This is a genomic window from Caulobacter sp. GW822-FHT07D08 (genome assembly GCF_058798735.1).
The window spans coordinates 730,868-757,816 of the sequence record NZ_JBXAKU010000001.1 but is presented as its reverse complement, the minus strand read 5'-3'; the positions used below and the strand labels follow the sequence as shown (position 1 = coordinate 757,816).

Here is a 26,949-nt window from a genome sequence, read left to right as displayed (position 1 = left end):
CCAGCCGCCAGCCCCTCCGGGCCTTCGCGCCGGCCCTAACTAGGCTAAACGCCTGGCGCCCGCCATAAGACCAATCGGCTTTTGGCGGGTGAATTTTCGATGACGCGGGCCGGCGAGAGGGCGGTCGTGCCTCGTCATCCGGCCAGAAACGGCTTTCCGTGGAAGCCCCTGCCCTATTTGCCCGCGCGGGCGGGCGAGCCGGCGGGCTGGCCGGTGCGGAACCTGTCCTTCATCCGCCCGATCCAGCCGTTGAAGGCCTCGTTGTCGGCGGTGACCCGGCTGAAGTCCGAGGGCGACAGCGATTCGACGTTCATGCCCTGCAACGCGACGCGCAGGCCGTCAGGGTTGCCGGCGCTGTCGACAAAGCCCGACCAGCGCGCGCGCAGGCGGGCCAGCGAGGCGTCGTCGTCGGCCAGGCTGTAGGCCACGGCCGAGCGCAGCAGGCGGGCTTCGTCGCCCGCGCTCAGCGCGCCGGGGGTCTTGAAGCGGTCGCCCAGCGAGCGTTCGTACAGCGCCCCGGCCGTCGGCCAGGTGTGCTGCTTCCAGGCGATCTCGGCGCGGATCTCCTGGCCGTCGCGGCTGTTGTCCTTGTCGATCAGCTCCAGCGCGTCGTCGAAGCGGCCCAGGCCCATCAGGGCGCGGGCGGTGGCCAGGCGCCGTTCGACATTCAGGGCCGGCGGCAGGATGGTGGTGCGGGTCGCGTTGATCGCGTCCAGCGCGTCCTCCGGCTTCTTGTTCATCAGGTAGATCCAGGCCAGGTCGGTGGCGACCTGGGCCTTGGGCACGCCGTTCAGGCGGTTGTCGACCTGGTACTTCAGCAGCTTGCCGGCGTCGTCCAGCAGATCGACGTCGACCAGGCGGCGCACCAGATTGCGGACCATCTGGTCGCCGTCGGCGCCGATCGGAGTCAGGTCCTGGAAGTCGTAGAACAGCCCCACGGCCTGGACCGGCTGCATGCCGTCGGCCAGGCCCTGCAGGAACAACTGCCGGAAGGTGTTCGACAGGTCGTTCTGCAGCGCCACGGCTTCGGGGCGGTCGGGCAGTTGGCGGCCGGCCGAGCGCAGCACTTCCAGCGCCTCGCGATAGCGGCCCTGGTCGATATAGAGACGGCCCAGCGAGCGGATCACCTCCAGTTCGACGCCGTCGCCGCGCCAGCGATAGCGCAACTGGTTCAGCGTCTCGGCGGTCTTCTGGGCGGTGATCTGGCCCTTGGCGTAGCCCAGTTCGGTCGCGTGCAGCATGGCCGGGGTGGCGATGCGGTCGTACGGGGCCTTGGCGATGGCCTCGAACATGCGACGGGCGCGGACTTTCTCGCCCTTGGCCTCGAAGGCGCGAGCCTGGGTCAGGCGGATGTCCAGCTGGTCCTCGACCGGGACCTTGGGCACGGCCAGGGCCTGGTTGATCAGCTGCATCGCGCCGGTCACGTCGCCGACGCCGAGCGCGGCCTGGGCCTGGGCGTGCAGGAAGCGCGCGCGCCAGGTCGGCGGGAACAGATCGAGGGCCCGGCCGCCGCCGGCGAACTTGGCGCGGGCGTCGGCCCACTGGCCTTGCTTGGCGGAGATGTAGCCACGCCACAGGGCGCTGGACGGATCGTCGGACAGCACGGGCGAGGAGAAATCGGCGTCGGCCTCGGTCAGGCGGCCGGCGAACACCTTGGCCACGCCGCGCAGGCCGCGGAACTCGGCGTCGCCCAGCAGGGTCTGGTGCTTGCGGCCCGCGGCGTTGAGCACGCCGATCGCCTCGAACGACATCTGCGAGCCGACCAGGAAGCGGGCCAGCGACATGCGGGCGGCGCGGTCGCTGTCCTTGCCCTCGCCATCCGGCGCGGCGGCGACGGCGCCCTGCAGGGCGTTGTAGCGGGCCAGGAAGCCGCCCGAACCGGTCTTGGGCCAGTTGTCGAGGTCGATCAGGGCGGGCATCGACATCGGCTGCGGCGCGCCGGCGGCGGCGGCTTCCGGCGGAGTGTTGGCCGAGATCGGCGAGAGGATCAGGCCTTTGGGGCGGCCGATGCGCAGCAGGTCGCCGCTGGCCTGGACCACCAGGTCGCTGGCATAGGCCTCGGCGGCCAAGCCCTGCGCCGACTGCAGCAGCGCCATCTCGACATAGTCTCGGCGCGACGGCAGCCCCTTGGACGGCGCCAGGGCCGGGGCCACCATAAGCTTGTCGCCGACGGCGGGATCGTCGACCCAGACCGGCTTGGTGACGCCCGAGACGGCGGCCGACAGGGTGGCCGGGCGCACGCTCTCGTCGCGCGCCACCTTGATGACGTCCGGCGCTTCCTGCGTCCCCGGACCCAGGCTGATCTTCCACAACCCACCCTGCCCTTCGGCCCCGTAGGGCGTGCCGGACGGGGTGACGATGCGCAGCGCCGCGTAGTCCGCGCCCCTCAGGGCCTGGATCTTGGAATAGCGGATGCTGGACGACGGCAGTTTGGAGATATCCAGCCGCGCGGGCGTGTCGAACACGATCCACACCGCCTCGCCGCGCCGGAAGACGGCGGCGCCGGCCGGAGCGGCCCAGTCGAACGACAGCGTGACCTGCTGGTCCTCACGGTCGAAGCCGACCTTGACCACGCCGCCCGCGGGCATCGGATTGGGACGGCCGATCGGGGCGGCCGGCGCCGGCGTCTGGCTGGCCGGCGGCGCGCCGGGACGGGCGAACAGATTGACGAAGTCGACACCGTCGGCGTTGCCGAGCCGGGCGTCGGCGTCATCCGTCAGTGTAATGACAATTTCCAGCGCGCCGTTGATGTGGCGGGCCTCCGAGGCCTTCAGCCAGCGCGGCGGCGCGATCTTCAGGGTCGAGAGATCGGGATTGGCGTCGCGGCTGAACCGCAGCACCAGGGTCTGGCCCTCGCGATGCGAAACCAGCTTCGCGCCGCCGCTCCAGTGGAACTCGATGCGCGAGAAGTCCGCCGCCTGCGCCACGCGCACGTCCAGCGACGCGCGCGCCGCGGGCGGCGGCGGCGCGGCGTACACGGACGGCGCCAGCGTCCCCGCGATGACCGCGGCGGCGACGCTGGAGCGCAGGAGCTGGCGAAGGGTCATGGGCCTCCCTTAACCGGCCTTCTTGGGCGCCGACTTGGCCTTCGGGGCGGCGGGATCCGCCGCACCGGCGAGGCCGGCGTCCGCCTGTTGCTTGTTCGGCGCGGCGCCGGGGGCGGCTGGCGTGGCGGCGTTATCGGCGATCGCGGCCTTGCCCTTCTCGACCACCGGATTGGCCATGCGCGAGGCCAGGCGTTCGGTCAGGATCTTGGCCTCGCCCGGGGTCATGTTGGCCAGGATCTGCGACAGGGCCCGTTCCTTCATCTTGGCGGCGATCGGCAGGCGCACCTCGTCCGACAGCAGGGTCATGCGGGCGGCGGCGTCCTTGGGCTTCATGCCCTGATAGACCGTGACCAGGCGATCGACCTCGGCCTGCTTCTGGGCGTCGACCTGGCCCAACAGGCCCGAGATGTCGCCCTTCAGGCCGGTCAGGGCCTTCATCTTGGCGTCGAGCTTGGCCTCGGCGGCGGCCAGCAGCTGCAGCTGGACGTCGATGTCCTGCTCGCGCTGATCCAGCTGGCCGCGACGGGCGCCCAGGCTCTGCAGCACACGCAGCTCGGCGGGCGAAAGGCCGGCCTCCTTGGCCAGCGCGTCGGCCGACGGGGCGCAGACGCGCGGCGGCGGCGCGTTGGCGGCGGCCGGCTGGCCGGCGCCCTCGGCCGACGAGGCCTCTTCCCCGCCTTCCGTCTTGGCGTCCTTCTTGCCGGGCTTGGCGACGTCCTCGGCGAAGGCCTTGGCCCCGCTCAGCAGGTCGGGCAGCGACTTGGCGCCGGCCATGGCGTTGATCGCCAGCACCCCGCCGACGGCGACGCCGACCAGGGGGAGGATGCGCGGAACGTTCTTCATCGGCGGGGAGCCCTGGGGTTGGCGGACGGGCTTTCGCCCGGTCCGTCGAAGAGGTCATCATCGATCCGCGCCCGTGAACGCGGCGTTTCGTTGGTCTGTCTTGGCGCGACGCCGGGACGCGAAGTCGGGCGCGAAACGGGTTCGCCGCGGGCGGCGCGCTCGACGCGGTCCTCGCGGTCCAGCAGGCGCTCGAAGTCGGCGGCCGACAGGCGGCGCTCCTCCTGCGGCGTGGGGGCCGGCGGCACCTCGCGGCTCAGGCGCGGCGCGGGACGCTCGGCTGGGGCTTGCGGCCGCGCTTTCGCAGCCAAGGTCGGCGCGGACGGCGGACGATCAACGATCTCGCCCAGCTGGGCGGCCAGGGCCTGGGCGCGCTCGATCCGCATCGCCAGGGTCTCGGCGGCTTCGTCGGTGGCCGCGCGCAGGTCGGCCAGGCCCTGTTCGGCGCGCGCCGCGGCGTTGTCCAGATCGGCTACCGCCTTGGCGAAGCCCTCGTGGCTGTCGCGCAGCGCCTTCAGGCGACGCTCGAGACGCCAGCCGAAGACCAGCGCCGCGATCAGCAGCACGGCCAGGAACCCGTTCATGGCGAAGGCGACGAGGCTCATTTCAGCTTCTGCACGGCCTTCTTGGCGGCGGGCGTCAGCGGCGCCTCGGCCCGCACGGCGATCGAGTGGTTGCGGCGGCCCATGCGGCCGCGCGTCAGCGGGATGGCCCCGGCGCGCAGCTCGACCAGGCTGTCGGGCGTGGCGTTCAGCATCAGCGTGTCGCCGATCTGCATGTTCAGCACGCGCGACAGCGGCACCTGCTGTTCGTCGAGCACGGCGCGGACCTCCATCTGCGTGGTCCACAGCTCGGTGGCCAAGTGGCCTTCCCAGATGTTGTCGCGGCCGAACTTCTCACCCATGAACTGCTGCAGCAGCATCTTCCGGATGGGTTCCAGCGTGGCGTAGGGCAGCAGCAGCTCGATGCGGCCGCCGCGGTCCTCCATGTCGATGCGCAGCTTGACCAGGATCGCGGCGTTGGCCGGCCGGGCGATGGCGGCGAAGCGCGGGTTGGTCTCCAGGCGGTCCAGCGAGAAATTGACCGGATGCAGCGGCTCGAAGGCGCTCTTCAGGTCGTGCAGCACCACCTCGATCATCCGCTGCACCAGCACGCGTTCGATCGTGGTGTAGGGACGGCCCTCGATGCGCATCGCGGCCGTGCCGCGACGGCCGCCCAGCAGCACGTCGACGATCGAATAGATCAGGTTGGAGTCGACCGTCAGCAGGCCGTAGTTGTCCAGCTCCTCGGCCCGGAACACCGCCAGGATGGCCGGCAGCGGGATCGAGTTCAGATAGTCGCCAAAGCGGATCGAGCTGATGTTGTCGAGGCTGACCTCGACGTTGTCGGACGTGAAGTTCCGCAAGCTGGTCGTCATCAACCGCACCAGGCGGTCGAAGACGATTTCCAGCATCGGCAGGCGCTCGTACGAGACCAGCGCCGAGTTGATGATGGCGCGGATGCCCGTGCGGTCCTCGCCGCCGTCGCCGGAGAGATCGAAGCCCAGCAGGCTGTCGATCTCATCCTGGTTCAGGATGCGCTCGGAGCCGCCTTCGCCGGCGCCGTCGTCCCAGCCGCCCATGCCGCCGGAAAAGTCGCCAAATTCGTTCGTGCCGCCGGCGGCGGCGTCGCCTTCACCGAAGGCGCCGGGGGGATTTTGCGAGGCCCATTGGGCCATCGCGGCCTGATCGTCGATTTCGTCCGCCATGATGGTTCGCCCAACCGGCCCGAAGGCTAGTTGATCAGCATCTCCTCGATGAGGACCGCGTTCACCTTGGCCGGCGCGGCGACCAGGTTCACTCGGCGCAGCAGCTCGTAGCGCAGCTGGTAGGTGCCCTGGCTGCCGTTCAGATCCTCCGGGCGCAGCTCGCGCAGGAAGGCCTGGAACATGTCCTGGAGCCTGGGCAGATTCGGCGTCAGCTCCTCGGCCGTGTCTTCGTCCGGCAGCTCGAAGGTCAGCTTCAGCTTCAGGAAGGTCGACTTGCCGTCGGCGGTCTGCATGTTCACGACGATGTCGGGCAGGGTGTAGAAGACCACGCCGTCGGGGCCCTCCTTGATCACCGGCGCGGGACCGCCGGCCGCGGCCGCGCCGCCCTCGCCTTCCTTCTTCTCGCCGTGACCGCCCTTTTCCTCCTTCTTTTCCTTCTTCTTTTCAGCCCCGTGCTCGCCCGCCTCGGCGGCCGGTTTCGGCTTCATCAGGAAAAAGGCCGCGGCCCCGCCACCGCCCAGGACCAGGACGCCCGCGGCGATCGCGATGATCAGGATCGGCGGCTTCTTTTTCGCCGGAGCTTCGCCCTCGGCGCCGTCTTCGCCTTCGGGAGCCGGAGCTTCCTTTTCGGGTTTCTTGGCCACGCGCGCGGTTCCTTGGAATCTATACCCGTACACATGCGGGGCACATGGTTAACGATCTGTTCTTGAGGCCATTTGGTCGCAGGCTGAATCTGCCCGGCAGACTCCGACCAACACCCAGCCGTTAACCTTCCTATTCTTTGAATTATAAAGATTTTTGGCGCTGGCACGAAGGTTGCTTCAAGGGTTTCGGCGCATTTGTCGCGCCAGCCGCCCGAGTTAACTCGCCATGGACAACGCGCTCTACGTCGGCCTCTCGCGTCAGATGACGCTGCGCCGCCAGCTCGACATCGTGGCCAACAACATCGCCAACGCCAACACGACCGGCTTCAAGACCGAGGACCTGATGGTCCGCACGGAACAGGCCAAGCCGGCCAAGACCCTGGACGGCGCCTCGCCGGTGAAGTTCGTGCTGGACGACCGCGTCGCCCGCGACTTCACGCAGGGCGCCATGACCAAGACGGGCGGCGATTTCGACGTCGCCATCGAGGGGACGGGCTTCTTCCACGTCCAGACCGCCGCCGGCGATCGCTATACCCGCGACGGCCGCTTCACCACCAATCCGGAAGGCCAGCTGGTCACCCAGGAAGGCGCTCAGGTGCTGGACGACGGCGGCGGCCCGCTGCTGATCGACCCGACCCTGGGCCCTGTCTCGATCGGCAAGGACGGCACGGTCAGCCAGGGCGCGGTCCGCGTCGGCCGCCTGGGCGTGGTCCGCCCCGACGACCTGGCCTCGATGGCCAAGGACGGCGACAACCTCTACCGCAACACCGCCAACACCACCCTGCAAGCCGCGCCGGACGCCCGCGTCCACCAGGGCATGCTGGAATCCTCGAACGTCCAACCGGTTGTCGAGATCACCAAGCTGATCGAGATCCAGCGCGCCTACGAGGGCGTCGCCAAGATGATGGACAACACCGCAGAACTTTCGCGCAGCGCCGTCGAGCGTCTGGGCAAGCTGAATTAAGGGGCCTAGCCGATGCAAGCTCTCCGCACCGCCGCTTCGGGCATGTCAGCGCAACAGCTGAACGTCGAAGTCATCTCCAACAACATCGCGAACATGAACACCGTTGGCTTCAAGCGCCAGCGGGCCGAGTTCCAGGATCTGCTCTACCAGCAGGTGGAGCGCGCCGGGTCGCAGTCGTCCAGCAACGGCAACATCGTCCCGACCGGCGTCCAGGTCGGCGGCGGCGTCAAGGCCGGCTCGGTCTACCGTATCACCGAGCAGGGCACCCCGACCCTGACCGACAACCCGCTGGACGTCGCCATCCAGGGCAAGGGCTACCTGCAGGTTCTGCTGCCCTCGGGCGAGACGGCCTATACCCGGGCCGGCAACTTCTCGACCAACGACCAGGGCCAGATCGTCACCGAGGACGGCTACACTGTCCAGCCGGGCATCACGGTCCCGCAGAACACCACCGACATCACGATCAGCAAGACCGGCCTGGTGCAGGTCAAGCTGGACGGCCAGCCGCAGCCGCAGACCATCGGCCAGCTGCAACTGGCCACCTTCATGAACGAAGGCGGCCTGGAGCAGATCGGCGACAACCTGCTGCTGGAAACCGCCGCCTCGGGCGCCGCCACCCTCGCCGCCCCCGGCGAGCCGGGCTTCGGCGTCCTGATGCAGCACTACACCGAAGCCTCGAACGTCGACGCGGTGACGGAAATCACCTCGCTGATCACGGCCCAGCGCGCCTACGAGATGAACTCGAAGGTGATCACCACGGCCGACCAGATGCTCCAAGCCACCTCGCAGCTGCGGTCGTAAGCGCATGAAAGCCTTCCTCCTCGCCGCCGCCGCCACGCTGGTGATCAGCGCCCTCTCCGCCCCCGCCCATGCCGGCGCGCCGGTCAGCCTGCGGATGGACACCACCGACGCCGACGGCCGCATCACCCTGGGCGACCTGTTCGACGGCGTCAGCGGCCCGGCCGCCAACATCGTCGTCGCCGCCCGCATGGGTCCGACGGCCGTGCTTGACGCCGGCCAGGTGCAGGTTTCGGCCCGCCGCGCCGGTTTCGACTGGACCAACAGCAACGGCATCCGCCGCATCATCGTCCGCGAAGGCCAGGACAACGGCGGCGTCTCGGCCGGCGGCAAGACCCTGGCCGGCGCCGCGCGCGGCAATGTGGAAGTTCTTGCCTACGCCCGCAGCATCATGGCCGGCGAGATCGTCCAGCCTCAGGACCTCGTCTGGGTAAAGATGGCCGGCTCCCCGATGGACGCCCCCCGCGACGCCGACGCCGTGATCGGCCTGGCCGCCAAGCGCCCCCTGCGTGAAGGCGCCGCGGTCCAGAGCCGCGACGTGGCCGCCGCCCAGGTCATCAAGACCGGCGATCTGGTCACCATCACCTACGACGACGGCGGAATTTCCCTTTCGCTTCAAGGCAAGGCCATGGCCGCCGCCGCGACGGGCGACCTCTTCGCCGTTCAGAACACGCTCTCGAAGAAGATCATCCAGGCCGTCGCCACCGGCCCTGGCTCCGCAGCGGTCGGTCCGCAGGCCCAAGCCTTGCAAGCCCGTTCGCAACCCGTCCGTTTCGCCGCTCGCTAAGAGGTAGCCCACCCCATGCGTCGCCCCGTCATCATCGCCGCCGCCGTCCTGCTCGCGCCGCTGGCCGCCTGCTCCACCGTCACCGAAGCCGTGAAGGGTCCGCAGCTGGCGCCGGTCGGCTATCCGGCCGAACTGGCCCCAATGCAGCAGCAATACGTCTCGGCCCGTGAACCCGCCCCGCAGGCGGCCTCGGCCAACTCGCTGTGGCGCGTCGGCGCCCGCGCGTTCTTCAACGACCAGCGCGCCAGCCGCGTCGGCGACATCGTCACCGTCATGATCGACATCGACGACAGCGCCAGCACCAAGAACCAGACCGCCAGCTCGCGCACCTCGAACATGAAGGCCGGCGTGCCGAACTTCCTCGGTCTGGAGTCCAGCCTGGGCAAGGTCCTGCCGGGCGGCTTCGATCCGGCCAACGCCGTGAACACCAACTCGGCCACCACCAACGCCGGCGCGGGCAGCGTCCAGCGCTCGGAAAAGATCAGCCTGACGATCGCCGCCGTGGTCAGCCAGGTCCTGCCGAACGGCAACATGGTCATTCAGGGCACCCAGGAAGTCCGCACCAACGCCGAGCTGCGCCAGCTGACCGTGGCCGGCATCGTGCGTCCGGAGGACATCTCCTCGGCCAACACCATCAAGCACACCCAGATCGCCGAGGCCCGCATCAGCTACGGCGGCCGCGGCGACATCAGCCGCGTCCAGAAGACCCCGGCCGGCCAGTCGCTGGTCGAGAAGTTCTCGCCGTTCTAAGCGCGGATATCCAAGCCCTGGCATAGGGCTGCAAGATCGTCGGGCGCGACCATCGCAAGGTGGCCGCGCCCGATGCGTTTCAGGAGCCATTCAGGTCCCACCTGCGTTGATCCGGGCGAGGAGGACCGCCATGGCGTCCCGCATCGTCGCTTTCGCCGCCCTGAGCCTGGCCGTCCTGCTGGCCGGCTGCGCGCACGAGAAGGTCGCGCTGGACGGCTATCGCTGGGCCTATCTGGCGGAAGGTTCGGAAACCCCTCGCCTCGCCTATGGCCGCCCCAACACCGATGATGTCGTGCTGATGATCAGCTGCCGCCCGGGTCAGGATCAGGTCGAGGTCTCGGCCGTGGGCCTGTCCGGCGGCGAGATCGTCCTGGCCTCGGGCCGCACGGAGAGCCGCTTCGCCGCCGCCAGGGTCGACGACGCGCTGAGCCAGGGCGGCTTCCTGGAAGGGCGCGGCAAGGCCAGCGCTCCGGCGCTGGACGGTTTCCGGAAATCTGGCGACCTGGCCCTGCTGACCCAGGGCGAGCGCCACAGCTTGGCGGCGGCCCCTGCCGACCGGGGCCAGGTAAGGGCTTTCTTCAAGGCCTGCGGGGTTTAGGCTCGGCGGCCAGCCCCCGCCGCGCTGACATTGTCCATGCCCATGGCCGACAAGGCCCCGCGCAGGATGCCCTCGGCGTCGAGGCCGGCCTGGGCGTACATGAGGTCGGGCTTGTCCTGGTCCTGGAAGACGTCGGGCAGGCACAGGGTGCGGATCTTCAGGCCGCGGTCCAGCGCGCCGTGCTGGGCCAGGGCCTGCAGCACGAAGGCGCCGAAGCCGCCCATCGCGCCTTCCTCGACCGTGACGATAGCCTCGTGCTCGCGCGCCAGGCGCAACAGCAGGTCCAGGTCGAGCGGCTTGGCGAAGCGGGCGTCGCAGACGGTGGCCGAGAGGCCACGCGCCGCCAGGAGATCGGCGGCCTTCAGGCTTTCCGACAGGCGCGTGCCGAACGAGACGATGGCGACGCTGGTCCCCTCGCGGACGATGCGGCCCTTGCCGATCTCCAGGGGCTCGGCGATGGCGGGCATGTCCAGGCCCAGGCCCTCGCCGCGAGGATAGCGGAAAGCCGAAGGACGATCATCGATCTCGGCGGCGGTGGCGACCATGCGGGCCAGCTCCACCTCGTCGGCGGCGGCCATCAGCACCATGCCCGGCAGAGCGCCCATGAAGCCGATGTCGAAACTGCCGGCGTGGGTGGGACCGTCGGCGCCGACCAGGCCGGCGCGGTCCATGGCGAAGCGCACGGGCAGGCCCTGGATGGCGACATCGTGCACCACCTGGTCGTAGCCGCGCTGCAGGAAGGTCGAATAGATCGCCGTGAAGGGCTTCATGCCGTCGGCGGCAAGGCCGGCGGCGAAGGTCACCGCGTGCTGCTCGGCGATGCCGACGTCGAAGGTGCGATCGGGGAAGGCCTTGCCGAACAGGTCAAGACCGGTGCCCGAGGGCATGGCGGCGGTGATGGCGACGATCTTGTCGTCCTTTTCCGCCTGCTTGATCAGTTCCTGAGCGAAGACCTTGGTGTAGCTGGGCGGACCGGCGGCCGCCTTGTGCTGCTGGCCGGTGACCACGTCGAACCTGGCCACCGCGTGCAATTTGTCGTCGGCGCCCTCGGCCGGGGCGTAGCCCTTGCCCTTCTGGGTGACGCAGTGGACCAGCACCGGCTTGTCGCCGAAGGCCTTGGCGTTCTTGAGCACGCTGACCAGGGCGTCCATGTCGTGGCCGTCGATCGGGCCGATATAGTAGAAGCCCAGCTCCTCGAAGAAGGTGCCGCCGGTGACCATGCCCCGGGCATATTCTTCCGCCTTGCGGGCGGCTTCGCGCATCGGGGTCGGCAGCTTCTCGACCACCGTCTTGCCCAGCTTGCGCACCGAGCGATAGGCGCCGCCCGAAACGAGGTTGGCGAGATAGGCGCTCATGCCGCCCACCGGCGGGGCGATCGACATGTCGTTGTCGTTGAGGATGACGATCAGGCGCTTGGTGGTGTCCGTCGCCGCGTTCATCGCCTCATAGGCCATGCCCGCGCCCAACGAGCCGTCGCCGATCACGGCGATGACGCTGTTGTCCTCGCCTTTCGCATCGCGCGCGGCGCAGAAGCCCAGGGCGGCAGAGATCGAGGTGGCCGCGTGGGCCGCGCCGAACGGGTCGTACGCGCTCTCGGTCCGCTTGGTGAAGCCCGACAGGCCGCCGCCCTGGCGCAGCGTCTTGATCCGGTTGCGTCGGCCGGTGAGGATCTTGTGCGGATAGGCCTGATGGCCGACGTCCCAGATCAGGATATCCTTGGGCGTCTCGAAGACGTGGTGCAGCGCCACGGTGAGCTCGACCACGCCGAGGCCCGCGCCCAGGTGGCCGCCTGTCACCGACACAGCGTCGATCGTCTCGGCGCGCACCTCGGCCGCGAGCTGTTTCAGCTCCGCGACGGAGAGGCCTCGCGTGTCAGCCGGCGAAGCGATGGTGTCGAGCAGTGGTGTTTTGGAGGACATGTTGGAAGAAAGCGCGGTCAGTTGCGGCGGTCCAGCACGAAATCGACGCTTTCGCGCAGATGTTCGGCTCGTTCGCCAAAGATTTCGAGATGGGAGCGAGTCTGGTCGGCCAGAAGCGCCACGCGCTCTTTCGCCGCGTCCAGCCCCAGCAGGGTGACGTAGTTGGCCTTGCCCTTGGCGGCGTCCTTGCCGCCCGTGGCCTTGCCCATGGTCTTGGGATCGCCCTCGGCGTCCAGGATGTCGTCGACGATCTGGTAGGCCAGGCCCAGGTCCTGGGCGAAGGCCATCAGGGCGGCGCGCTCGGCTTCCTTGGCGCGGGCGATGATCAGCGGGATCTCGAAGGCGAAGGCGATCAAGGCCCCGGTCTTCAGGCGCTGCATGCGGGCCACGGCGCCCAGGTCGTCGCGAACCCCGAGAATGTCGATCATCTGGCCGCCCGCCATGCCCTTGGCGCCCGAGGCGATGGCCAGCTTGCGCACCAGCTCGCAGCGGACGTGGCCGTCGTCGTGGGTGTCGGGGTGAGCCATGATCTCGAAGGCCGCCGTCTGCAGCGCGTCGCCCGCGAGGATGGCCGTGGCCTCGTCATACTGCTTGTGCACGGTCGGACGGCCACGACGGACGGCGTCATCGTCCATGGCCGGCAAGTCGTCGTGGACCAGGCTGTAGGCGTGGATGCACTCCAGCGCGCAGGCCGCGCGCAGCACCGGCCGTTCGGGCAGGTCGAACATCTTGCCGGTCTCGAGCGCGAAGAACGGACGCAGGCGCTTGCCCGGGCCCAGGGCCGCGTAGCGCATGGCCTCGGTCAGACGGGTTTCCGGACCGTCGGCCCGCGGCAGCAGCTCGTCGAGCGCCACGGTGACGATGTCGGCGGCCTGGACGATCCGCTTGGCAAGATCCGTCAAGAGCGGCTCCCCTCGGTCTCCGAACGAACGCCCGCCATCAGTTGAACTCGGCCGCTTCGGCGGTCACGGCCCCACCCTGGCCCAGGACGATCTTCTCGACCTTCAGGCGCGCGGCTTCCAGCTTCTTTTCGCAGTGAGCTTTCAGGGCCGCGCCGCGCTCGTAGATGTCGATCGAGCGCTCCAGCGGGGCTTGGCCCGATTCCAGCTCGGCCACGATCCGCTCCAGCTGCGCCAGGGCTTCCTCGAAGCTCAAGGCGGCGATATCGGCGGGGTTGCTGGCGGCGTCGGTCATTTCAACTCTCAGGTGAACAGCGCTCAGCCTAGTGGCGCAAGGCCGCGCGGGCAACGGCGTAGAGCCAAGGCATGGTTAAGGGAAGAGGCTTTGGCCAGTCAGCCGCGACGGAAGCGCTTGAGGCTCCAGTAGGCGTGGCCTTCATCGAGCAATTTGATCAGCCCCCGCGCCTTCAGCGCATCGGCGATCATCCAGTTGAAGAAGCCGTGGGCCACGACCAGCACGTCCTGGCCCTGGTCGGACAGCGCGACCAGCCGGTCGGCGGCCTGGCCGGCCCGGACCTGCGCCTCGGCGCGGGTCTCCTGGCCGCCGTGGTTGTTGAAGAACCACCACCAGAAGCGGGCGAAGAACCCCAGGCGCTTGGGCGACATTCTCAGCCACAACGGCCAGGGCGGCGGCGGCAGCGGGGCCTCGATGAAGGTCTCGTCGGTGACGAAGGCGCGGCCGGCGACCACCGCATTGGCGGTCTCGATGGCGCGGCGACGGGTCGAGACGATGATCGCGTCGGCGTCGCGGGCGATCCGCATCAATCCGTCCGGTGGGGTCTGGTCCGCCTTCAGGCCGCCCACCTCGTAGCGGGCCCACCACTCGCCGTATTCGGGCGCATTGAGCCGGATCTTACGCGACAGCGCGGGTTCGCCGTGGCGGGCCAGAGTGATGGTCCCCGATTTCACGGGCGAGGACGCTTGGTCGGCGATGGTGACGTCGGCCATGTTGAAGAGAAGTCGGTGGGCGGCAAGCCCGTCCCGTCCCCTCACCCCTCCTGAAGAGCCCGCACATGCGCGGCGGCGGAACGCCCCAGCGCCTGGAGGTCGTAGCCGCCCTCGAGCGAGGACACAACCCGGCCCTTGGCGCGGGCGTTGGCCACCGAGACGATCGCGCGAGTCGCCCAGGCGAAATCGTCCTCGTCCAGGCTCTGCGCCGACAACGGGTCGCGGACGTGAGCGTCGAAACCGGCCGAGACGATCAGCAGCTCCGGCGCGAAGGCGTCGACCTTGTCCATCAGCCCCTCGAATCGCGACCGCCAGGTCTCGCGCGGCGCGTGCGGCCCCACGGTGGCGTTGGCGATGTTGCCCAGGCCCGTCTCGGACGGATCGCCCGTGCCGGGATAGAGCGGCGACTGGTGGATCGAAGCGAAGAACACGGTCGGGTCGTTCTCGAACACCGCCTGGGTGCCGTTGCCGTGGTGGACATCGAAGTCGACGATCGCCACGCGCCTCAGCCCGGCCGCCTGGGCCGCGCGGGCGGCTACGGCGACGCTGGAGAAGACACAGAAGCCCATGGCCACGCCCGGTTCGGCGTGGTGACCGGGCGGCCGGACGGCGCAGAAGGCGCGGTTGGTCTCGCCCGCCGCCACCGCCCGCACGGCCGCGACGCCGGCCCCGGCCGCGCGCCGGGCGGCGGCCAGGCTGCCGCTCGACATCACCGTGTCGGGATCCAGCGCCAAGCGACCTGACCTGGGCGCCGCCGCGAACACGGCGTCGACGAAGCCCTTGGGATGCACCCGCAGCAGATCCTCGACCTCTACCAGCGGCGCGTCCAGCGCCTCCAGCTGGAGATTGGGATCGTCGTTCAGAGCATCGACCACGGCCCGTAGCCGCTCGGGGCTCTCGACGTGGCCGTGGCCGGGCTGGTGATCCAGCATGTCGAGATGCGTGTAGAGCGACAGGGCCATGGGTCAGCCCACCTTGCGGACCGGCTCGGCCTGAACGCCCAGCACATTGGCGTCGCCCCAGGCCTTGAGCGCGCAGATCACCGGCTCCAGGCTCCTGCCCTTGCTCGACAACGCGTATTCGACCTTGGGCGGCACCTCGGCATAGACGGTGCGGATGATCAGGCCATCGCTCTCCAGCTCACGCAGCTGCTTGGTCAGCATGCGCTGGGTCACCGCCCCCAGCTTGCGCCCCAGGGCGTTGAAGCGCAGGCGGCCACTGAGCAGGTGGTACAGGATCACGCCCTTCCACTTGCCGTCGATCAGGTTCAGCGCCGCCTCGACGCCGCACTCCTTGGGATCTTCCACAGCCGCCTCACGGTATCCATTAGGGTACTACATATAGAAAATGACCGTACTTGCGAAGATCGTAGCGTGGCGCGATCTCCTGGTCGGGGCCTGAGACCGCCCTTCTTTGCTGGAGACCATCATGAAGATCGTCGGCTTCCGTGAGTTGCTGCCCGCCACCGATCCCAACGCCCTGCTCGACCTGGAAGCGCCCGATCCCGTGGCCAGCGGCCACGACGTCCTGGTGCGGGTGAAGGCCGTTTCGGTGAACCCCGTCGACACCAAGGTGCGCAGCCGCGCTCAGCCAGCGCCGGGCGAGGTTCGGGTGCTGGGCTTCGACGCCGCCGGCGTGGTCGAGGCGGTCGGCGAGGCCGTCACCCTGTTCGCGCCGGGCGACGAGGTGTTCTACGCCGGCGCCATCGGCCGCCAGGGCTCGAACGCCGAGCTGCAGCTGGTCGACGAACGCATCGTCGGCAGGAAGCCCAAGAGCCTGGACTTCGCCCAGGCCGCCGCCATGCCGCTGACCTTCATCACCGCCTGGGAACTGCTGTTCGACCGGTTCGGCGTGGCGCGCGACGGCGGCGAGGGCCAGACCCTGGTGATCATCGGCGGGGCCGGCGGCGTCGGGTCGGCCCTGATCCAGCTGGCGCGCAAACTGACCCGGCTGAACGTCGTGGCCAGCGCCTCGCGCGACGAGACCCGCCGGTGGGTCGAGGACCTGGGCGCGCACCAGACCTTCGACCACACCAAGCCGCTCGCCGACGAGCTGGCGCGCCTGGGCCTGGACGCCCCGGCCTATATCGCCTGCCTGACCCACAGCGCTCAGCACTTCCCGCAGGTCTCCGAGGCCATCGCCCTGCAGGGCAAGATCGGGATCATCGAGGCCGACGGCGACCTGAACATCCGCCCGCTGCAGGCCAAGGCCGCCTCGATCCACTGGGAGTACATGTTCGCCCGGCCGCAGGGCACGCCGGACATGATCGAGCAGCATAAGCTGCTGACGGAGGTCTCGGCCCTGGTCGACCAGGGGATCCTGCGCACCACCCTGACCCAGGTCGTCGGCAAGATCCGCGCCGCCGACCTGCTGGAAGCCCATCGCATCGTCGAGAGCGCCCGCACCATCGGCAAGGTGGCGCTGGAAGGCTTCTGACCGTTGAAGGGCCCATATTGAAGGCGGGGGTCATGGCGGCTACTCAAGTCGCCATGACCGACAAGCTCCGCCGTGCGACGATCGAAGACGCCGACACCGTGTCCAGCCTGGGCGCGCGCACCTTCACCGAGACCTTCGCCCATCTCTATCCGCCCGAGGACCTGGAGACCTTCCTGGCCCATGCCTACGGTCTGGAGCGGACCCGCAACGACCTGGCCCATCCCGACAAGGCGACCTGGCTGCTGGAGGACGAGGACGGCGAGGCCATCGGCTACGCCCTGGCCGGCCCCTGCGACCTGCCGCATGACGACGCCGGCCCCGACCATGGCGAACTGAAACGGGTCTACGTGCTGAAGAGCCACCAGGGCGGCGGTCGCGGCTCGCGCCTGCTGAACACCGCCCTCGACTGGCTGGAAAAGGACGGCCCGCGCCCGCTGTGGATCGGCGTCTGGTCCGAGAACTTCGGCGCGCAACGGCTCTACGGCCGGCTGGGGTTCGAGAAGGTCGGCGAATACCACTTCCCGGTCGGCGAAACGCGGGACTTGGAGTTCATCCTGCGGCGAGGGTGAAATCCTCCCCTAGCGGGGGAGGATTGGATTGCGTCTGCTTTCAGAACCCTCCACAATCGAACATCTGTTCGAAAGCCGCGCCGATGTTCCTTCGCTTCTTCTCCGAGCTCCGCCAGGCCAAGGTGCCGGTCAGCCTGCGCGAATATCTCCTGCTGATGGAAGCCCTGGACAAGGACGTCATCGACCGCTCGGTCGAGGACTTCTATTTCCTGTCGCGCGCCAGCCTGGTGAAGGACGAGAAGAACCTCGACAAGTTCGACCGCGTGTTCGGCCACGTCTTCAAGGGGCTTGAGACCGTCAACGACGGCCTCGCCGCCGACATCCCGGAAGAGTGGCTCAAGGCCCTGACCGAGAAGTTCCTGACCGACGAGGAAAAGGCCCAGATCGAAGCCCTGGGCGGCTTCGAGAAGCTGATGGAGACGCTGCAGGAGCGGTTGCGCGAACAGCACAAGCGTCACGAGGGCGGCAACAAGATGATCGGCTCGGGCGGCACCTCGCCGTTCGGCAACAACGGCTACAATCCCGAAGGCGTGCGGATCGGCCAGGACAAGAGCCGCCACGGTCGCGCCGTGAAGGTCTGGGACAAGCGCGAGTACAAGAACCTCGACGACTCGGTCGAGCTGGGCACCCGCAACATCAAGGTCGCCCTACGGCGCCTGCGCAAGTTCGCTCGCACCGGCGCGGCCGACGAGCTGGACCTGAACGGCACGATCAAGGGCACGGCCGAGAAGGGCTATCTGGACATCCAGCTGCGCCCCGAGCGCCGCAACGCCATCAAGGTGCTGATCTTCTTCGACATCGGCGGCTCGATGGACGGCCACATCAAGCTCTGCGAGGAGCTGTTCAGCGCCGCCAAGACCGAGTTCAAGAACCTGGAGTTCTACTACTTCCACAACTGCCTCTACGAGACCGTGTGGAAGGACAACAGGCGTCGCAACACCGAGAAGATCCAGACCTTCGACGTGCTCCACAAGTTCCCGGCCGACTACAAGGTGATCTTCGTCGGCGACGCGACCATGAGCCCGTACGAGATCACCTATCCGGGCGGCAGCGTCGAACACTGGAACGAGGAGCCCGGCGCGATCTGGATGCAGCGGGTCACCGACATCTATCAGAGCTGCATCTGGCTGAACCCGACGCCCGAGCGGCACTGGGACTACACTCAGTCGATCGGAGTCATGAAACAGATCCTGTCCGACCGCATGTACCCGCTGACCCTGGAAGGCCTGGACAAGGCCATGCGCGAACTGGTTCGCGGTTAGATCAGCGGACCGGCGCCGCGTCGCCGAAGTGGCCGGCGTCGTTCGACGGCTGGCCGATCAGCGGCACTTCCGGCGGCGCGGTATGATCGTTGGCGATCATCGTCCCGATCCGGAAGGTGGAGCTGGTGGCCCCGCCCAGCAGGATGAAGACGTCCTCGCGCCCATCCCCGTCGATGTCGAAGCCGATCCGGGCGCCTGACACCGCCTGGCTGACATCGGCCGCCTGCGTGACAGCGGCGTCGTTCAGCGCCTGGGCCTGAGCCGTCATCACGTTGCCGACCGCGGCGGTGCTGACCACGGTCACGCGCCCCTCGCCCATCACGGCCAGGTGGTCACCCTTGGCGGCCGAGTAGTCGAGCACGACGCCCAGCAGGGCGGCGAACTTGTCGGCCGGTGGCGCGGCGGAGATCAGGAAGGTGTCGGCGCCCGTCCCACCGGTGGCGACCACGCGGGCGTTCATGACGATGCGATCGGCCCCTTCGCCGCCGTCCAGGTGATCGACCTCGCCCTTCGGCGCGCCGCGGCCGTCGATATAGTCGTCGCCGGCGCCGCCGCGGATCGTGTCGCCGCCGGCCGTGCCGTACATGACGTCGTTGCCGGAGGTGCCGACCATGACGGTCCTGGTGGCGGCGAAGCCCTGGCCGCCCAGGTCCTCGACCACCGCCTTGTCATCCGACGCGGCGGGCGCATGGCCGGAGCCCGGGGCGGGCGCCGACGCCGCGGCCAGATGCGCGATCTTGAACACCGGCAGGCCCTGCGGGGCCTCGCTCGGCGCCTGGACCGCGATCGTCCCGACGCCTTCCGGCTTGACCGCCGACTGCGGCGTGGCTTCACCGACCACGGGGGCGGGCGTATGCGCCTGCGTCCGGTCGGCCTCGAGGTTGAGGGCGGCGATCAGCTTGGAGGCCATCGTCTCGATGGCCGGATCGTCGGCGCGCGGCAGGTTCTCGAAAGTCAGGCGGCCCGCCTCGCCCAGGTCGGCGCCGCGCAGTTCGAGATAGAGGCCGACGGCGATGACCAGCGACAGGAAGGACTGAGCCTCGCGGCTGGCGGGATTGAAGGCGACGACCGTGCCGTTCTGCTCCGGTATGCCCGAGGCCAGCACCTGGCGCAGGGCGCCCCACAGGCTGCCCACCTGGTGGAACATGTCGATCGCCGCGTCGTGGACGACGAACTGACCGTCGATGCGGGCGATGTGGACCAGCACGTCCTGGTTGGAATCGGTGACCACGTACCAGGGGTCGCCCGAGTCGGTCTGGCCGAAGATCCCGTCGACCTCGCCATAGGCCGTCTCCAGCTGCTGCGTCAGCAGCATCAGCAGACCGCGCTCGTTGGCGGACCAGTCGCTGGCCGGAGGCCGCGGGCTGAAGGCTAGGATCTCACCCATCTCGTCGTCGCTCGTTAGGCCTGGGCCGCCCGCTCGGTCACGACCGGCTCAGCCTCTTCGGCGGCGCCGTCGAACAGAAGCCGGTACAGCTCGGGTTCGTAATATCGCAGCAGGGTGCGGGCGAACTGGCCGGGATCAAGACCCAGGCTCTCCGCCCAGACGGCTTGAGCCTCGATCGGAACGCGACCCAGACCGTTCTCAACCTGCGAGACGAAGGTGTAATAACGCAACCCTGTCTTCTCGGCTAGTTCCGCCTGGGTGAGGCCCGCGGTCTCTCGCGCGGCCTTCAGCCAGCGTCCAGCTTCGCGACGCAGGGTCTTGGTCAGGGCCGCCTTGGCGGGATTCATCGCCGTTCTGGACATCGCTAAGCCGCTTCCTCGCCCCTTACGCGGGCGCTCCCCTAGTTGTTACACAATGCGTAAAAACGCAACAATCGATCGCAGGTCTCGCGAAGAGGCCTTGCGGATCACCTTCGACCCACATACAGTTTTTATGCAACTATTTTGAATGTATCGGGCCGCATGTACGTTTCGATCGACCTCGCCCACGCCCGCACCGCGCCCTCCTTCCAGCAGGATTGGGCCATCCGGCCGCGCCTGTCGCTGATCATGGTCGTCTACATGACCGGGCCGGCGCTGATGGAGAGCGTGCGTCACGCCCTGGCCGAGCCCCGGGTCGAGGAGTTCGTCGTTGTCGACAACGGTTCGTCCCTTGCCGACGCGGCCTGGCTGCGCGACCTGGCTCGCCGCGAGCCGCGCGTGCGCCTGCTGCAAGGCCTGGGCAATATCGGCTTCGCCCGCGCCGCCAATCTGGGCGCGGCCGCGGCCAAGGGGGAAGAACTGGTCTTCCTCAATCCCGACGCCTTCCTGACCCCCGGCGCGGTGGCGGCCCTGTCCGAGGCCGCCCGCGACCGCCCCTCGCCCTGCGTGATCGGGGCCCGGGTGTTCAATACCGACGGAACCGAACAGCGGGGCGCGCGGCGCGGCGAGATCACGCCCGTCACGACCCTGCTCACCCTCTCGAAGCTTAGCGCCCTTCTGCCCCCGCTGCGCCGCTTCGAGATCCACCGGGAGAGCGAACTCCCCCCTTCGCACCCGGTGGACACCCCTACGATCTCGGGCGCCTGCTTCTACATGCGGGCCACCGATTTCCACGCCCTCGGCGGCTTCGACGAGGGCTATTTCCTGCATGTCGAGGATATCGACCTGTGCTGGCGGGCCCGTCGTCAGGGCGGCAGCGTGCTGTTCCAGCCCGACGCCCGCATCGTCCACGTGGGCTCGACCAGCAAGGAGAACCCGCTGGTCGTCGAGTGGCACAAGGGCCGCGGTCTGGTGCGCTATTTCCTCAAGCGCGCCGACAGCCTGCCTCGCAAGGCCCTGGCGCTGCTGCTGGCGCCGCTGATCCTGGGCGTGGCCTTGGGCCGGCCGCTGCTGCGCCAACTGCGCCGCGGCCGGATGGGTCGCCCCGTCGAGCGCCTCGCCGCCGTCGGCTGAAACGCCCGCCATCCATCGGAACAGCACGCGTTTGGCGGAAAACGCCACAAACAACCGTCCATCCGCGTTCAGACGATGATCTTGACGCTTGCGCCAAATTCGAACGCCCGTAAGACTTCCCCACGGGTAAAGGGGAACATGTAGTGAGTCCGACCACCGACGCCGCCGCTTCTAACGAAGTCGAGGCCGCCGAGACCGAAGCCGCCACCAAGAACCTGGTCTTCGTCGCCGCCGAGCGCCTGTTCGCGCTGCACGGTTTCCAGAATGTCTCGGTGCGCGACATCACCGCCGCCGCCGGCGTGAACCTGGCCTCGGTGAACTATCACTTCGGGTCCAAGGACGCCCTGCTGTTCGAGATCTTCCGGCGCCGCACGGCCGAGCTCAATCGCGAGCGGGCCAAGATGCTGCACGAGGCCAACGACCGCAACGACGGCGCCCCGCCGCTGCGCGAGATCCTGGCCGCCCTGCTGACCCCGCCCCTGCGCTGGCTGGCCCCGGACCACGAGCGCCGCATCTCGCTGCAGTTCCTGATCCGCGCCCGCAGCGAAGGCACCGACGAGATCCGCGCCGTGCTGAAAACCGACGTCTCGCACCTGCGCCGCTTCTCCGACGCCCTGCTGCGCGCCCGCCCGGATCTGTCGCCGGAAGAGGTCTACTGGCGGCTGCACTTCACCCTGGGGATGCTGCACAACAACCGCTTCGCCGAGTTCGACCGCCTGAACGTGCTGTCGGAAGGCCAGACCAGCGAGTCCGACGTCGTGGCGCTGCTGAGCCGGATGCTGGCCTTCGCCGAGGCCGGCTTTCTCGCTTAGCGAGTAGCTGGAACCTCCTCCCGGCCGGCGCGTTGTCGCTCCGGCATGGGACGGCTGCGGATCCTTCACGAGACCCGATACTACTATGAGCGGCCGGTGCGGTTCGGGCCGCAACGGCTGATGCTGCGCCCGCGCGACAGCCACGCCCTGCGCATCGTCGAGGCTTCGCTGCGCCTGTTTCCGCCTGGCGCGACACGCTGGAGCTATGACGCCAACGGCAACTGCGTCTGCATCTTCGAGCCGGCGAGCCAGGCCGACGCCATGCGGGTGGCCAGCGAGCTGGTCATCGACCGCTACCCCGCCCCCCTGGTCCCGCAGCGGATCGAGAACCCCGACACCCTGACCCCGATCGTTTATTCCCGCGAGGATCGGACGACCCTGGAGCCGTTCATCGCCCCGGTCACCGACGACCCGGACGCGGTGCTGCTGCGCTGGCTGCGCGACATCCGGGCCCATCGCGACGAGCCGGCCCTGGCCTTCCTGCTGCGCATCAACGAGCTGATCCACAGCCAGTTCGAATATCGCACCCGCATGGAAGAAGGCGTGCAGACCCCGGTCGAGACCCTGCGGAAGCGCAGCGGCGCCTGCCGCGATCTGGCCTGGTTGATGGTCGAGGGCCTGCGACGCCTGGGCTACGCAGCCCTGTTCGCCACCGGCTACATCCATTCGCCCGGGACGATGATCCGCGGCGCCGGCGCCACCCACGCCTGGTGCGAGGTCTTCCTGCCCGACCTGGGCTGGCTGGAATTCGACCCGACCAATGGCCTGGCCGAGTCGCCGGACTTGATCCGCGTCGCCGCCACCCGAACGCCCACTCAAGCGCTACCGGTGTCCGGGGCGATCATCGGCGATCCGGGTTCGTCGCGTCTTCACGTCTCCGTGGAGGTGCGCCTCATCGATCCAATCGACCATGCAGCGTGATACAATGAGTGTGCGTACGGGAGGAAAAGCCATGACCAGCGGCTTCCAGAACCAAGACCCCATGCGGAACGTCAGCTTCCCGAAATCGGAGCCCAAGGCCCAGCATGGCCAGAAGCCCGACCAGGAGTGCCTGAAGGTGAAGGAACGACGGACCTTCGAACCCAGACCGGGCCACTGAATTGTAAATAAGCGTGAAGACGAGCGCCTTCCGCCACCCCTGTCACGCGAGCGACCTGTACAGACACCCGCGGCGCCGTTAATTTTTGGGGCGAGGGGAATGGGGGAGCACCACGAGCATGCGGCGCGTCGCGCTCGGATGTCTGTTGGCGACGGCTGGTCTGGCGGTGGTAAGCGCCGCGACCGCCCTGTCGACTCGCGCCCCTGAGGAATTCAACCAGACCCTGACCCTGGCGGGCGGACCCGAGGCCGGCGGACCTGAAGTCCGCGCCCCGGCGGACGATCCCGACGCGCCGATCGCGACGGCCCGCTACGGCGGCGAGCGTTCGCGTGTCGCCGCACCAGTGGCGATCGCCGCCGAAACCCACGCCGTTCCCGCCGTGGCGACGATAGCCCTGGCCGGTGGGCCGCAAGACGTCAGCCTGGCCAGCGCAGCGCCCGCCGTGGCCGTCGCCGACGCGCGGACAACGCCCCCTTCCCCTCCCGCCGCCGCGCGTCCGGCCGCGCGAATTCTGGCCGAGACCTCAGCCGCCCCGCACCGTCCGGTGCTGGCCCTCACGCGGGTCGAGCATCGCCGCCCGGCCGGCAAGATTCTGCGGATGCAGGTCGACGACCAGCCGCTGGCCTTCACGCCCATGGGCCTGCAGTCGGGCGCGGTGAAGCGCCTGACGCTGAACGCCTCGAACCTGATGTCCAAAGCCAGCGCCTCGGCCGAGGACCTGCGCCGCGGCCGCTGGATGCTGTACGCCGCCAGTTCGGGCAAGGCCTATGGTCTGAACCTGATCCGCGACACCTTCGGCGGCTGGCGCAATGCCGGCTACAGCGAGGAGAAGATGGCCCGGTTCGGCAGCCGCCAGATCGGCCTGGGCTATCGCAAGGGCAACAGCCTCATCTCGCTGAGCGCCACGCGCCGCAAGCTCAATTCGATCGACTATTCCGACAAGGACACGGTCGTCGGCGTCAGCGTCTCGGTGCGCGGCCGCTAACCGCCTGTTTCGGTTCCGCAAGGATGTAACGCACGCGCGTCTGGACCCTCGTCGTCCAGGGGCGTAAAGCGCCCTCGTGTCCGATCAGTCTCCAGCATCCTCGCCGCTCGCGACGCGCCTGATCTCCATCGCCGTGGCCAGCGCGCTCCTGATGGAGTTCATCGACTCCACGGCCCTGTCGACGGCCCTGCCGACCCTGTCGCGGGCCTTCGCGGTCGATCCGATCCACCTGAAGCTGGCCCTGACCTCCTACATTCTGGCGCTGGCGGTGTTCACGCCGGCCAGCGGCTGGGCGGCGGAACGGTTTGGCGCGCGGCGGGTGTTCCTCTCGGCCATGACCGTCTTCCTGCTGGGCTCGGCCCTGTGCGGCCAGTCGCGCAGCCTGGAAGCCCTGGTCGCCTCCCGGATCGTTCAGGGGATAGGCGGGGCGATGATGACGCCCGTGGCGCGGCTGATCGTGGTCAGCGCCACGCCCAAGGACAAGCTGCTGACCGCCATGGGCTGGTTCACCATGCCCGCGCTCGTTGGACCGCTGATCGGCCCGCCGATCGCCGGCCTGGTGCTCAGCGTCGCCGCCTGGCCGTGGATCTTCTACATCAACCTGCCGGTCGGCCTGCTGGGCGTGATCGCCGTCATGCGCTTCGTGCCCAAGAGCGAGCCCAAGCGTGATCTGGGCCGCTTCGACACCGCCGGCTTTGTCCTGTCGGCCCTGGCGGTCAGCGGCCTGGTGATCGTGGCCGAGACGGCGGGCGTCAGCCTGCTGCCGCCCTGGGCGCAGGTCACGCTGCTGGCGCTGTCCGTCGGCTGCGGCTTTGTCTACCTGCGCGTCGCCAGGCGGACCGGCCGACCGATCCTGGACCTCACCCTGCTGCGCTACCCGACCTTCCGCGCCAGCCTGGTCGGCGGCACGCTGGTGCGGTTGGGCATCGGGGCCAGCCCGTTCCTGATGCCCCTGCTGCTGCAGGTGGCGCTGGGCTGGAGCCCGCTGAAGGCCAGCTTCGTCACCCTGGCCACCGGCGTCGGCGTGCTGGCCGCCCGCCCGTTCGCGGCGGCGGGGCTCAAGCGCTTCGGCTTCCGCACCTCACTGGCGGTGTTCGTCAGCCTGACGGCGCTGTTCACCGCCACCCCCGGCTTCTTCGGTCCGGCCACGCCCATGGCGCTGATGATCGCGGCCCTGACCCTGGGCGGGTTCTGCCGCTCGAACCAGTTCATCGCCGCCAACACCATCGCCTATGCCGACGTGCCCGAAACTTCTACGGCGGCGGCCTCGACCCTGTCGGCCGTGACCCAGCAGGTCGGCCTGGCCCTGGGGGTCAGCTTCGGCGGCATGATGCTACACTTGGCGCGCGGCGCCGACGGGGCCCTGACGCCGGACCGCTTCACCTTTCCGTTCGTAGCGATCGGCCTGGTGACCCTGCTGGCCCTGCCCGTCTACCTGTCGCTGGACAAGGACGCCGGCGCGGCGATCAGCGGCCGGAACCGGCCGGCCTAGGACTTGGTCCGGCGGCCTCCCCGGGAGTGGTTGGCGGTCATCGGGTCCGGCTTCTTCGGCGGAACCCAGCCCTCGGGGGTCTTCGGGACCGGCTGGTCCGTCCCCAGGCCCATGCGGCCGGGAACCTGGCGCTGGAAATAGGATGCTTGCTGCGCATCCTCGACGCCGCGCACCAGCGCGCTGTGCTGGATGGCGCCGATCTCGTCGCGCAACTTGGCCGCCGTCTCGAAGTCCTGAGCGGCGATAGCCTCTTCCATCTGCGTTTTCAGGTCGTCGATGTGCGACATTACGTTCTCCATGGGGCCACCAGGAAGAACGCCCGAGGCCGGTTTTAGGCCCGCGCCGCCGCAATGCGGGCGCGGGCGATCTCGTCGGCGACCAGATTGGCCGGACGTTTCTCGGCGATCGACTGGTCGATGACCTCGGCCAGGGTCTGGGCCAGGCGGTCCAGCTTGGCCGCCACCCAGTCACCGTCGAAGGCGCCGCCGGCTTCCAGGGCCCGGATTTCGGCTGCCACGTTGATGATGCCGCCGCCGTTGATGACATAGTCGGGGGCGTAGAGGACGCCACGATCGAACACGGCCTGGCCGATCATGGCGTCGGCCAGCTGGTTGTTGGCCGCGCCGGCGATGATCCTGGCCTTCAGCCGGGGCAAGGTCGCCGCCGAAATCGCCCCGCCCAAGGCGCAGGGGGCGAAGACGTCGGCCTCGACGTCGAAGATGGCGTCGGTCGAGACGATCGTCGCGCCGGTCTTGGCGGCGACCGCGTTCAGGGCGGTCTGGTTGACGTCGGCGATAGTCAGGACCGCGCCGGCGGCGTGCAGCTTCTCGGCCAGATAGCCGCCGACATGACCAACGCCCTGGATGGCGACGTGGACGCCCTTGAGGTCACGGTTCAGGGCGCGCTCGACGCACAGCCGCACGCCCCGGAACACGCCCTCGGCGGTGACCGGCGACGGATCGCCCGAGGCGGCCGCGTGGCCTTCCAGGCCGGCGACGAAGCGGGTGGTCTTGCGGGTGCTTTCCAGGTCGGCCGGCGAGACGCCGACGTCCTCAGCTGTCCAGTACTGACCATTCAGGCTATCGACCGCGCGGCCGAAGGCCTCGAATAGTTCCGGCGTCTTCTGGCTGCGGCTGTCGCCGATGATCACGGCCTTGCCGCCGCCCAGGTCGAGCTCGGCCATGGCGTTCTTGTACGACATGCCGCGCGACAGGCGCAGGGCGTCGGTCACGGCGGCGTCGGCGCTGGAATAGTCCCACATGCGGCAACCGCCGGCGGCCGGGCCGCGCGCGGTCGAGTGGATCGCGATAATCGACTTCAGACCAGTTTTTTCATCGAAGAAAGCGTGGACGCCTTCGTGTCCCTCGAAATCGGGGGAATCGAACAAGGTCATGCCGTCTGTCTCGCCTATGC

General features: G+C 68.9%; 29 protein-coding genes. 14 read left to right on the top strand and 15 right to left on the bottom strand.

Features of this window, described 5'->3' with window-relative positions; translation table 11 throughout:
- Positions 1-173: 173 nt before the first annotated feature.
- Genes AC1RJ9_RS03425 through fliL form a run of 5 tightly spaced genes read right to left on the bottom strand, consistent with a single transcriptional unit; the run spans position 174 to position 6,278 of the window.
- Positions 174-3,047 (bottom strand): tetratricopeptide repeat protein, encoded by a 2,874-nt coding sequence (locus AC1RJ9_RS03425; RefSeq protein ID WP_492834703.1) that lies wholly within the window; start codon positions 3,045-3,047, stop codon positions 174-176.
- Positions 3,048-3,056: 9 nt separating this feature from the next.
- Positions 3,057-3,890 carry a MotE family protein gene (locus AC1RJ9_RS03420; RefSeq protein WP_492834705.1) on the bottom strand — a complete coding sequence of 278 codons (834 nt, stop codon included), beginning with the start codon at positions 3,888-3,890 and terminating at the stop codon, positions 3,057-3,059.
- The gene (locus AC1RJ9_RS03415) at positions 3,887-4,492 is read right to left on the bottom strand and encodes a DUF6468 domain-containing protein (RefSeq protein WP_492834707.1); all 606 of its coding nucleotides are present in this window, start codon (positions 4,490-4,492) and stop codon (positions 3,887-3,889) included. Before AC1RJ9_RS03415 ends, AC1RJ9_RS03420 begins: the two co-directional genes overlap by 4 nt.
- Positions 4,489-5,634 (bottom strand): flagellar motor switch protein FliM, encoded by a 1,146-nt coding sequence (fliM, locus tag AC1RJ9_RS03410; protein WP_492834709.1) that lies wholly within the window; start codon positions 5,632-5,634, stop codon positions 4,489-4,491. Before fliM ends, AC1RJ9_RS03415 begins: the two co-directional genes overlap by 4 nt.
- 26 nt (positions 5,635-5,660) lie before the next feature.
- Entirely contained in the window at positions 5,661-6,278 is a 618-nt protein-coding gene (gene fliL, locus AC1RJ9_RS03405; protein ID WP_492834711.1) for a flagellar basal body-associated protein FliL, read from the bottom strand.
- A gap of 226 nt (positions 6,279-6,504) precedes the next feature.
- On the opposite strand from fliL, the gene flgF reads away from it, so the two are divergent.
- From flgF to AC1RJ9_RS03380, 5 genes are all read left to right on the top strand, one after another.
- The gene (gene flgF / locus AC1RJ9_RS03400) at positions 6,505-7,242 is read left to right on the top strand and encodes a flagellar basal-body rod protein FlgF (protein ID WP_492834713.1); all 738 of its coding nucleotides are present in this window, start codon (positions 6,505-6,507) and stop codon (positions 7,240-7,242) included.
- Positions 7,243-7,254: 12 nt separating this feature from the next.
- Entirely contained in the window at positions 7,255-8,043 is a 789-nt protein-coding gene (flgG, locus tag AC1RJ9_RS03395) for a flagellar basal-body rod protein FlgG (protein WP_492834715.1), read from the top strand.
- A gap of 4 nt (positions 8,044-8,047) precedes the next feature.
- Positions 8,048-8,827, top strand: coding sequence for a flagellar basal body P-ring formation chaperone FlgA (gene flgA / locus AC1RJ9_RS03390; RefSeq protein WP_492834717.1), 780 nt, complete (start codon positions 8,048-8,050; stop codon positions 8,825-8,827).
- Positions 8,828-8,842: 15 nt separating this feature from the next.
- Complete coding sequence (gene flgH / locus AC1RJ9_RS03385) at positions 8,843-9,577, top strand: flagellar basal body L-ring protein FlgH (protein WP_125156479.1); 735 nt, start codon at positions 8,843-8,845, stop codon at positions 9,575-9,577.
- 130 nt (positions 9,578-9,707) lie between these two features.
- Complete coding sequence (locus AC1RJ9_RS03380) at positions 9,708-10,175, top strand: hypothetical protein (protein ID WP_492834719.1); 468 nt, start codon at positions 9,708-9,710, stop codon at positions 10,173-10,175.
- Here AC1RJ9_RS03380 and dxs read toward each other — a convergent pair.
- The 6 genes from dxs to AC1RJ9_RS03350 all read right to left on the bottom strand — a co-directional run bounded on the left by dxs (position 10,172) and on the right by AC1RJ9_RS03350 (position 15,308).
- Positions 10,172-12,094 (bottom strand): 1-deoxy-D-xylulose-5-phosphate synthase, encoded by a 1,923-nt coding sequence (dxs, locus tag AC1RJ9_RS03375; RefSeq protein WP_492834721.1) that lies wholly within the window; start codon positions 12,092-12,094, stop codon positions 10,172-10,174. The two genes, AC1RJ9_RS03380 and dxs, sit on opposite strands and share 4 nt — an antisense overlap.
- Positions 12,095-12,111: 17 nt before the next feature.
- Complete coding sequence (locus tag AC1RJ9_RS03370) at positions 12,112-12,996, bottom strand: polyprenyl synthetase family protein (protein WP_492834723.1); 885 nt, start codon at positions 12,994-12,996, stop codon at positions 12,112-12,114.
- 37 nt (positions 12,997-13,033) lie between these two features.
- A complete protein-coding gene (locus AC1RJ9_RS03365; RefSeq protein ID WP_125156475.1) occupies positions 13,034-13,288 on the bottom strand; it encodes an exodeoxyribonuclease VII small subunit in 255 nt (84 codons plus the stop codon).
- 98 nt (positions 13,289-13,386) lie between these two features.
- The gene (locus AC1RJ9_RS03360; protein WP_492834726.1) at positions 13,387-14,046 is read right to left on the bottom strand and encodes a histidine phosphatase family protein; all 660 of its coding nucleotides are present in this window, start codon (positions 14,044-14,046) and stop codon (positions 13,387-13,389) included.
- The gene (locus AC1RJ9_RS03355) at positions 14,043-14,963 is read right to left on the bottom strand and encodes a histone deacetylase family protein (RefSeq protein WP_492834728.1); all 921 of its coding nucleotides are present in this window, start codon (positions 14,961-14,963) and stop codon (positions 14,043-14,045) included. The genes AC1RJ9_RS03360 and AC1RJ9_RS03355 overlap by 4 nt, the downstream gene beginning before the upstream one ends.
- A gap of 3 nt (positions 14,964-14,966) precedes the next feature.
- The gene (locus AC1RJ9_RS03350) at positions 14,967-15,308 is read right to left on the bottom strand and encodes a winged helix-turn-helix transcriptional regulator (protein ID WP_492834730.1); all 342 of its coding nucleotides are present in this window, start codon (positions 15,306-15,308) and stop codon (positions 14,967-14,969) included.
- Positions 15,309-15,429: 121 nt separating this feature from the next.
- Between AC1RJ9_RS03350 and AC1RJ9_RS03345 the strand changes: the two genes are divergently transcribed.
- The 3 genes from AC1RJ9_RS03345 to AC1RJ9_RS03335 all read left to right on the top strand — a co-directional run bounded on the left by AC1RJ9_RS03345 (position 15,430) and on the right by AC1RJ9_RS03335 (position 18,268).
- On the top strand, positions 15,430-16,437 hold the full coding sequence (locus tag AC1RJ9_RS03345; protein WP_492834732.1) for a zinc-binding alcohol dehydrogenase family protein: 1,008 nt from the start codon (positions 15,430-15,432) through the stop codon (positions 16,435-16,437).
- A 32-nt stretch (positions 16,438-16,469) separates the two neighbouring features.
- Positions 16,470-17,006, top strand: a complete 537-nt coding sequence (locus tag AC1RJ9_RS03340) for a GNAT family N-acetyltransferase (protein ID WP_492834734.1) — start codon at positions 16,470-16,472, stop codon at positions 17,004-17,006.
- An 83-nt stretch (positions 17,007-17,089) separates the two neighbouring features.
- On the top strand, positions 17,090-18,268 hold the full coding sequence (locus AC1RJ9_RS03335) for a vWA domain-containing protein (RefSeq protein WP_492834736.1): 1,179 nt from the start codon (positions 17,090-17,092) through the stop codon (positions 18,266-18,268).
- Position 18,269: 1 nt separating this feature from the next.
- Here AC1RJ9_RS03335 and AC1RJ9_RS03330 read toward each other — a convergent pair whose 3' ends face one another.
- Both AC1RJ9_RS03330 and AC1RJ9_RS03325 read right to left on the bottom strand, forming a co-directional pair.
- Entirely contained in the window at positions 18,270-19,655 is a 1,386-nt protein-coding gene (locus tag AC1RJ9_RS03330) for a calcium-binding protein (protein WP_492834738.1), read from the bottom strand.
- A 14-nt stretch (positions 19,656-19,669) separates the two neighbouring features.
- The gene (locus AC1RJ9_RS03325) at positions 19,670-20,017 is read right to left on the bottom strand and encodes a helix-turn-helix domain-containing protein (RefSeq protein ID WP_492834740.1); all 348 of its coding nucleotides are present in this window, start codon (positions 20,015-20,017) and stop codon (positions 19,670-19,672) included.
- A 159-nt stretch (positions 20,018-20,176) separates the two neighbouring features.
- Between AC1RJ9_RS03325 and AC1RJ9_RS03320 the strand changes: the two genes are divergently transcribed.
- The 6 genes from AC1RJ9_RS03320 to AC1RJ9_RS03295 all read left to right on the top strand — a co-directional run bounded on the left by AC1RJ9_RS03320 (position 20,177) and on the right by AC1RJ9_RS03295 (position 25,536).
- On the top strand, positions 20,177-21,148 hold the full coding sequence (locus AC1RJ9_RS03320; RefSeq protein WP_492834742.1) for a glycosyltransferase: 972 nt from the start codon (positions 20,177-20,179) through the stop codon (positions 21,146-21,148).
- A 143-nt stretch (positions 21,149-21,291) separates the two neighbouring features.
- On the top strand, positions 21,292-21,960 hold the full coding sequence (locus AC1RJ9_RS03315) for a TetR/AcrR family transcriptional regulator (RefSeq protein WP_492834744.1): 669 nt from the start codon (positions 21,292-21,294) through the stop codon (positions 21,958-21,960).
- Positions 21,961-22,005: 45 nt separating this feature from the next.
- The gene (locus AC1RJ9_RS03310) at positions 22,006-22,881 is read left to right on the top strand and encodes a transglutaminase family protein (protein ID WP_492834746.1); all 876 of its coding nucleotides are present in this window, start codon (positions 22,006-22,008) and stop codon (positions 22,879-22,881) included.
- 31 nt (positions 22,882-22,912) lie between these two features.
- On the top strand, positions 22,913-23,059 hold the full coding sequence (locus AC1RJ9_RS03305) for a hypothetical protein (protein ID WP_492834748.1): 147 nt from the start codon (positions 22,913-22,915) through the stop codon (positions 23,057-23,059).
- A 118-nt stretch (positions 23,060-23,177) separates the two neighbouring features.
- Entirely contained in the window at positions 23,178-24,044 is an 867-nt protein-coding gene (locus tag AC1RJ9_RS03300; RefSeq protein ID WP_492834750.1) for a hypothetical protein, read from the top strand.
- Positions 24,045-24,120: 76 nt separating this feature from the next.
- Entirely contained in the window at positions 24,121-25,536 is a 1,416-nt protein-coding gene (locus tag AC1RJ9_RS03295) for an MFS transporter (RefSeq protein WP_492834752.1), read from the top strand.
- Here AC1RJ9_RS03295 and AC1RJ9_RS03290 read toward each other — a convergent pair.
- Complete coding sequence (locus AC1RJ9_RS03290; RefSeq protein ID WP_492834754.1) at positions 25,533-25,823, bottom strand: UvrB/UvrC motif-containing protein; 291 nt, start codon at positions 25,821-25,823, stop codon at positions 25,533-25,535. The two genes, AC1RJ9_RS03295 and AC1RJ9_RS03290, sit on opposite strands and share 4 nt — an antisense overlap.
- A gap of 44 nt (positions 25,824-25,867) precedes the next feature.
- Positions 25,868-26,929 (bottom strand): Leu/Phe/Val dehydrogenase, encoded by a 1,062-nt coding sequence (locus tag AC1RJ9_RS03285; protein ID WP_492834756.1) that lies wholly within the window; start codon positions 26,927-26,929, stop codon positions 25,868-25,870.
- Positions 26,930-26,949 lie beyond the last annotated feature (20 nt).

Bases quoted from the DNA above. Each gene is read 5' to 3' on its own strand.
- AC1RJ9_RS03425 (WP_492834703.1), bottom strand. From the start codon at position 3,047: ATGACCCTTCGCCAGCTCCTGCGCTCCAGCGTCGCCGCCGCGGTCATC.
- AC1RJ9_RS03420 (WP_492834705.1), bottom strand. From the start codon at position 3,890: ATGAAGAACGTTCCGCGCATCCTCCCCCTGGTCGGCGTCGCCGTCGGC.
- AC1RJ9_RS03415 (WP_492834707.1), bottom strand. From the start codon at position 4,492: ATGAGCCTCGTCGCCTTCGCCATGAACGGGTTCCTGGCCGTGCTGCTG.
- fliM (WP_492834709.1), bottom strand. From the start codon at position 5,634: ATGGCGGACGAAATCGACGATCAGGCCGCGATGGCCCAATGGGCCTCG.
- flgF (WP_492834713.1), top strand. From the start codon at position 6,505: ATGGACAACGCGCTCTACGTCGGCCTCTCGCGTCAGATGACGCTGCGC.
- flgG (WP_492834715.1), top strand. From the start codon at position 7,255: ATGCAAGCTCTCCGCACCGCCGCTTCGGGCATGTCAGCGCAACAGCTG.
- flgA (WP_492834717.1), top strand. From the start codon at position 8,048: ATGAAAGCCTTCCTCCTCGCCGCCGCCGCCACGCTGGTGATCAGCGCC.
- flgH (WP_125156479.1), top strand. From the start codon at position 8,843: ATGCGTCGCCCCGTCATCATCGCCGCCGCCGTCCTGCTCGCGCCGCTG.
- AC1RJ9_RS03380 (WP_492834719.1), top strand. From the start codon at position 9,708: ATGGCGTCCCGCATCGTCGCTTTCGCCGCCCTGAGCCTGGCCGTCCTG.
- dxs (WP_492834721.1), bottom strand. From the start codon at position 12,094: ATGTCCTCCAAAACACCACTGCTCGACACCATCGCTTCGCCGGCTGAC.
- AC1RJ9_RS03365 (WP_125156475.1), bottom strand. From the start codon at position 13,288: ATGACCGACGCCGCCAGCAACCCCGCCGATATCGCCGCCTTGAGCTTC.
- AC1RJ9_RS03355 (WP_492834728.1), bottom strand. From the start codon at position 14,963: ATGGCCCTGTCGCTCTACACGCATCTCGACATGCTGGATCACCAGCCC.
- AC1RJ9_RS03345 (WP_492834732.1), top strand. From the start codon at position 15,430: ATGAAGATCGTCGGCTTCCGTGAGTTGCTGCCCGCCACCGATCCCAAC.
- AC1RJ9_RS03340 (WP_492834734.1), top strand. From the start codon at position 16,470: ATGGCGGCTACTCAAGTCGCCATGACCGACAAGCTCCGCCGTGCGACG.
- AC1RJ9_RS03335 (WP_492834736.1), top strand. From the start codon at position 17,090: ATGTTCCTTCGCTTCTTCTCCGAGCTCCGCCAGGCCAAGGTGCCGGTC.
- AC1RJ9_RS03330 (WP_492834738.1), bottom strand. From the start codon at position 19,655: ATGGGTGAGATCCTAGCCTTCAGCCCGCGGCCTCCGGCCAGCGACTGG.
- AC1RJ9_RS03325 (WP_492834740.1), bottom strand. From the start codon at position 20,017: ATGTCCAGAACGGCGATGAATCCCGCCAAGGCGGCCCTGACCAAGACC.
- AC1RJ9_RS03320 (WP_492834742.1), top strand. From the start codon at position 20,177: ATGTACGTTTCGATCGACCTCGCCCACGCCCGCACCGCGCCCTCCTTC.
- AC1RJ9_RS03310 (WP_492834746.1), top strand. From the start codon at position 22,006: ATGGGACGGCTGCGGATCCTTCACGAGACCCGATACTACTATGAGCGG.
- AC1RJ9_RS03305 (WP_492834748.1), top strand. From the start codon at position 22,913: ATGACCAGCGGCTTCCAGAACCAAGACCCCATGCGGAACGTCAGCTTC.
- AC1RJ9_RS03300 (WP_492834750.1), top strand. From the start codon at position 23,178: ATGCGGCGCGTCGCGCTCGGATGTCTGTTGGCGACGGCTGGTCTGGCG.
- AC1RJ9_RS03290 (WP_492834754.1), bottom strand. From the start codon at position 25,823: ATGTCGCACATCGACGACCTGAAAACGCAGATGGAAGAGGCTATCGCC.
- AC1RJ9_RS03285 (WP_492834756.1), bottom strand. From the start codon at position 26,929: ATGACCTTGTTCGATTCCCCCGATTTCGAGGGACACGAAGGCGTCCAC.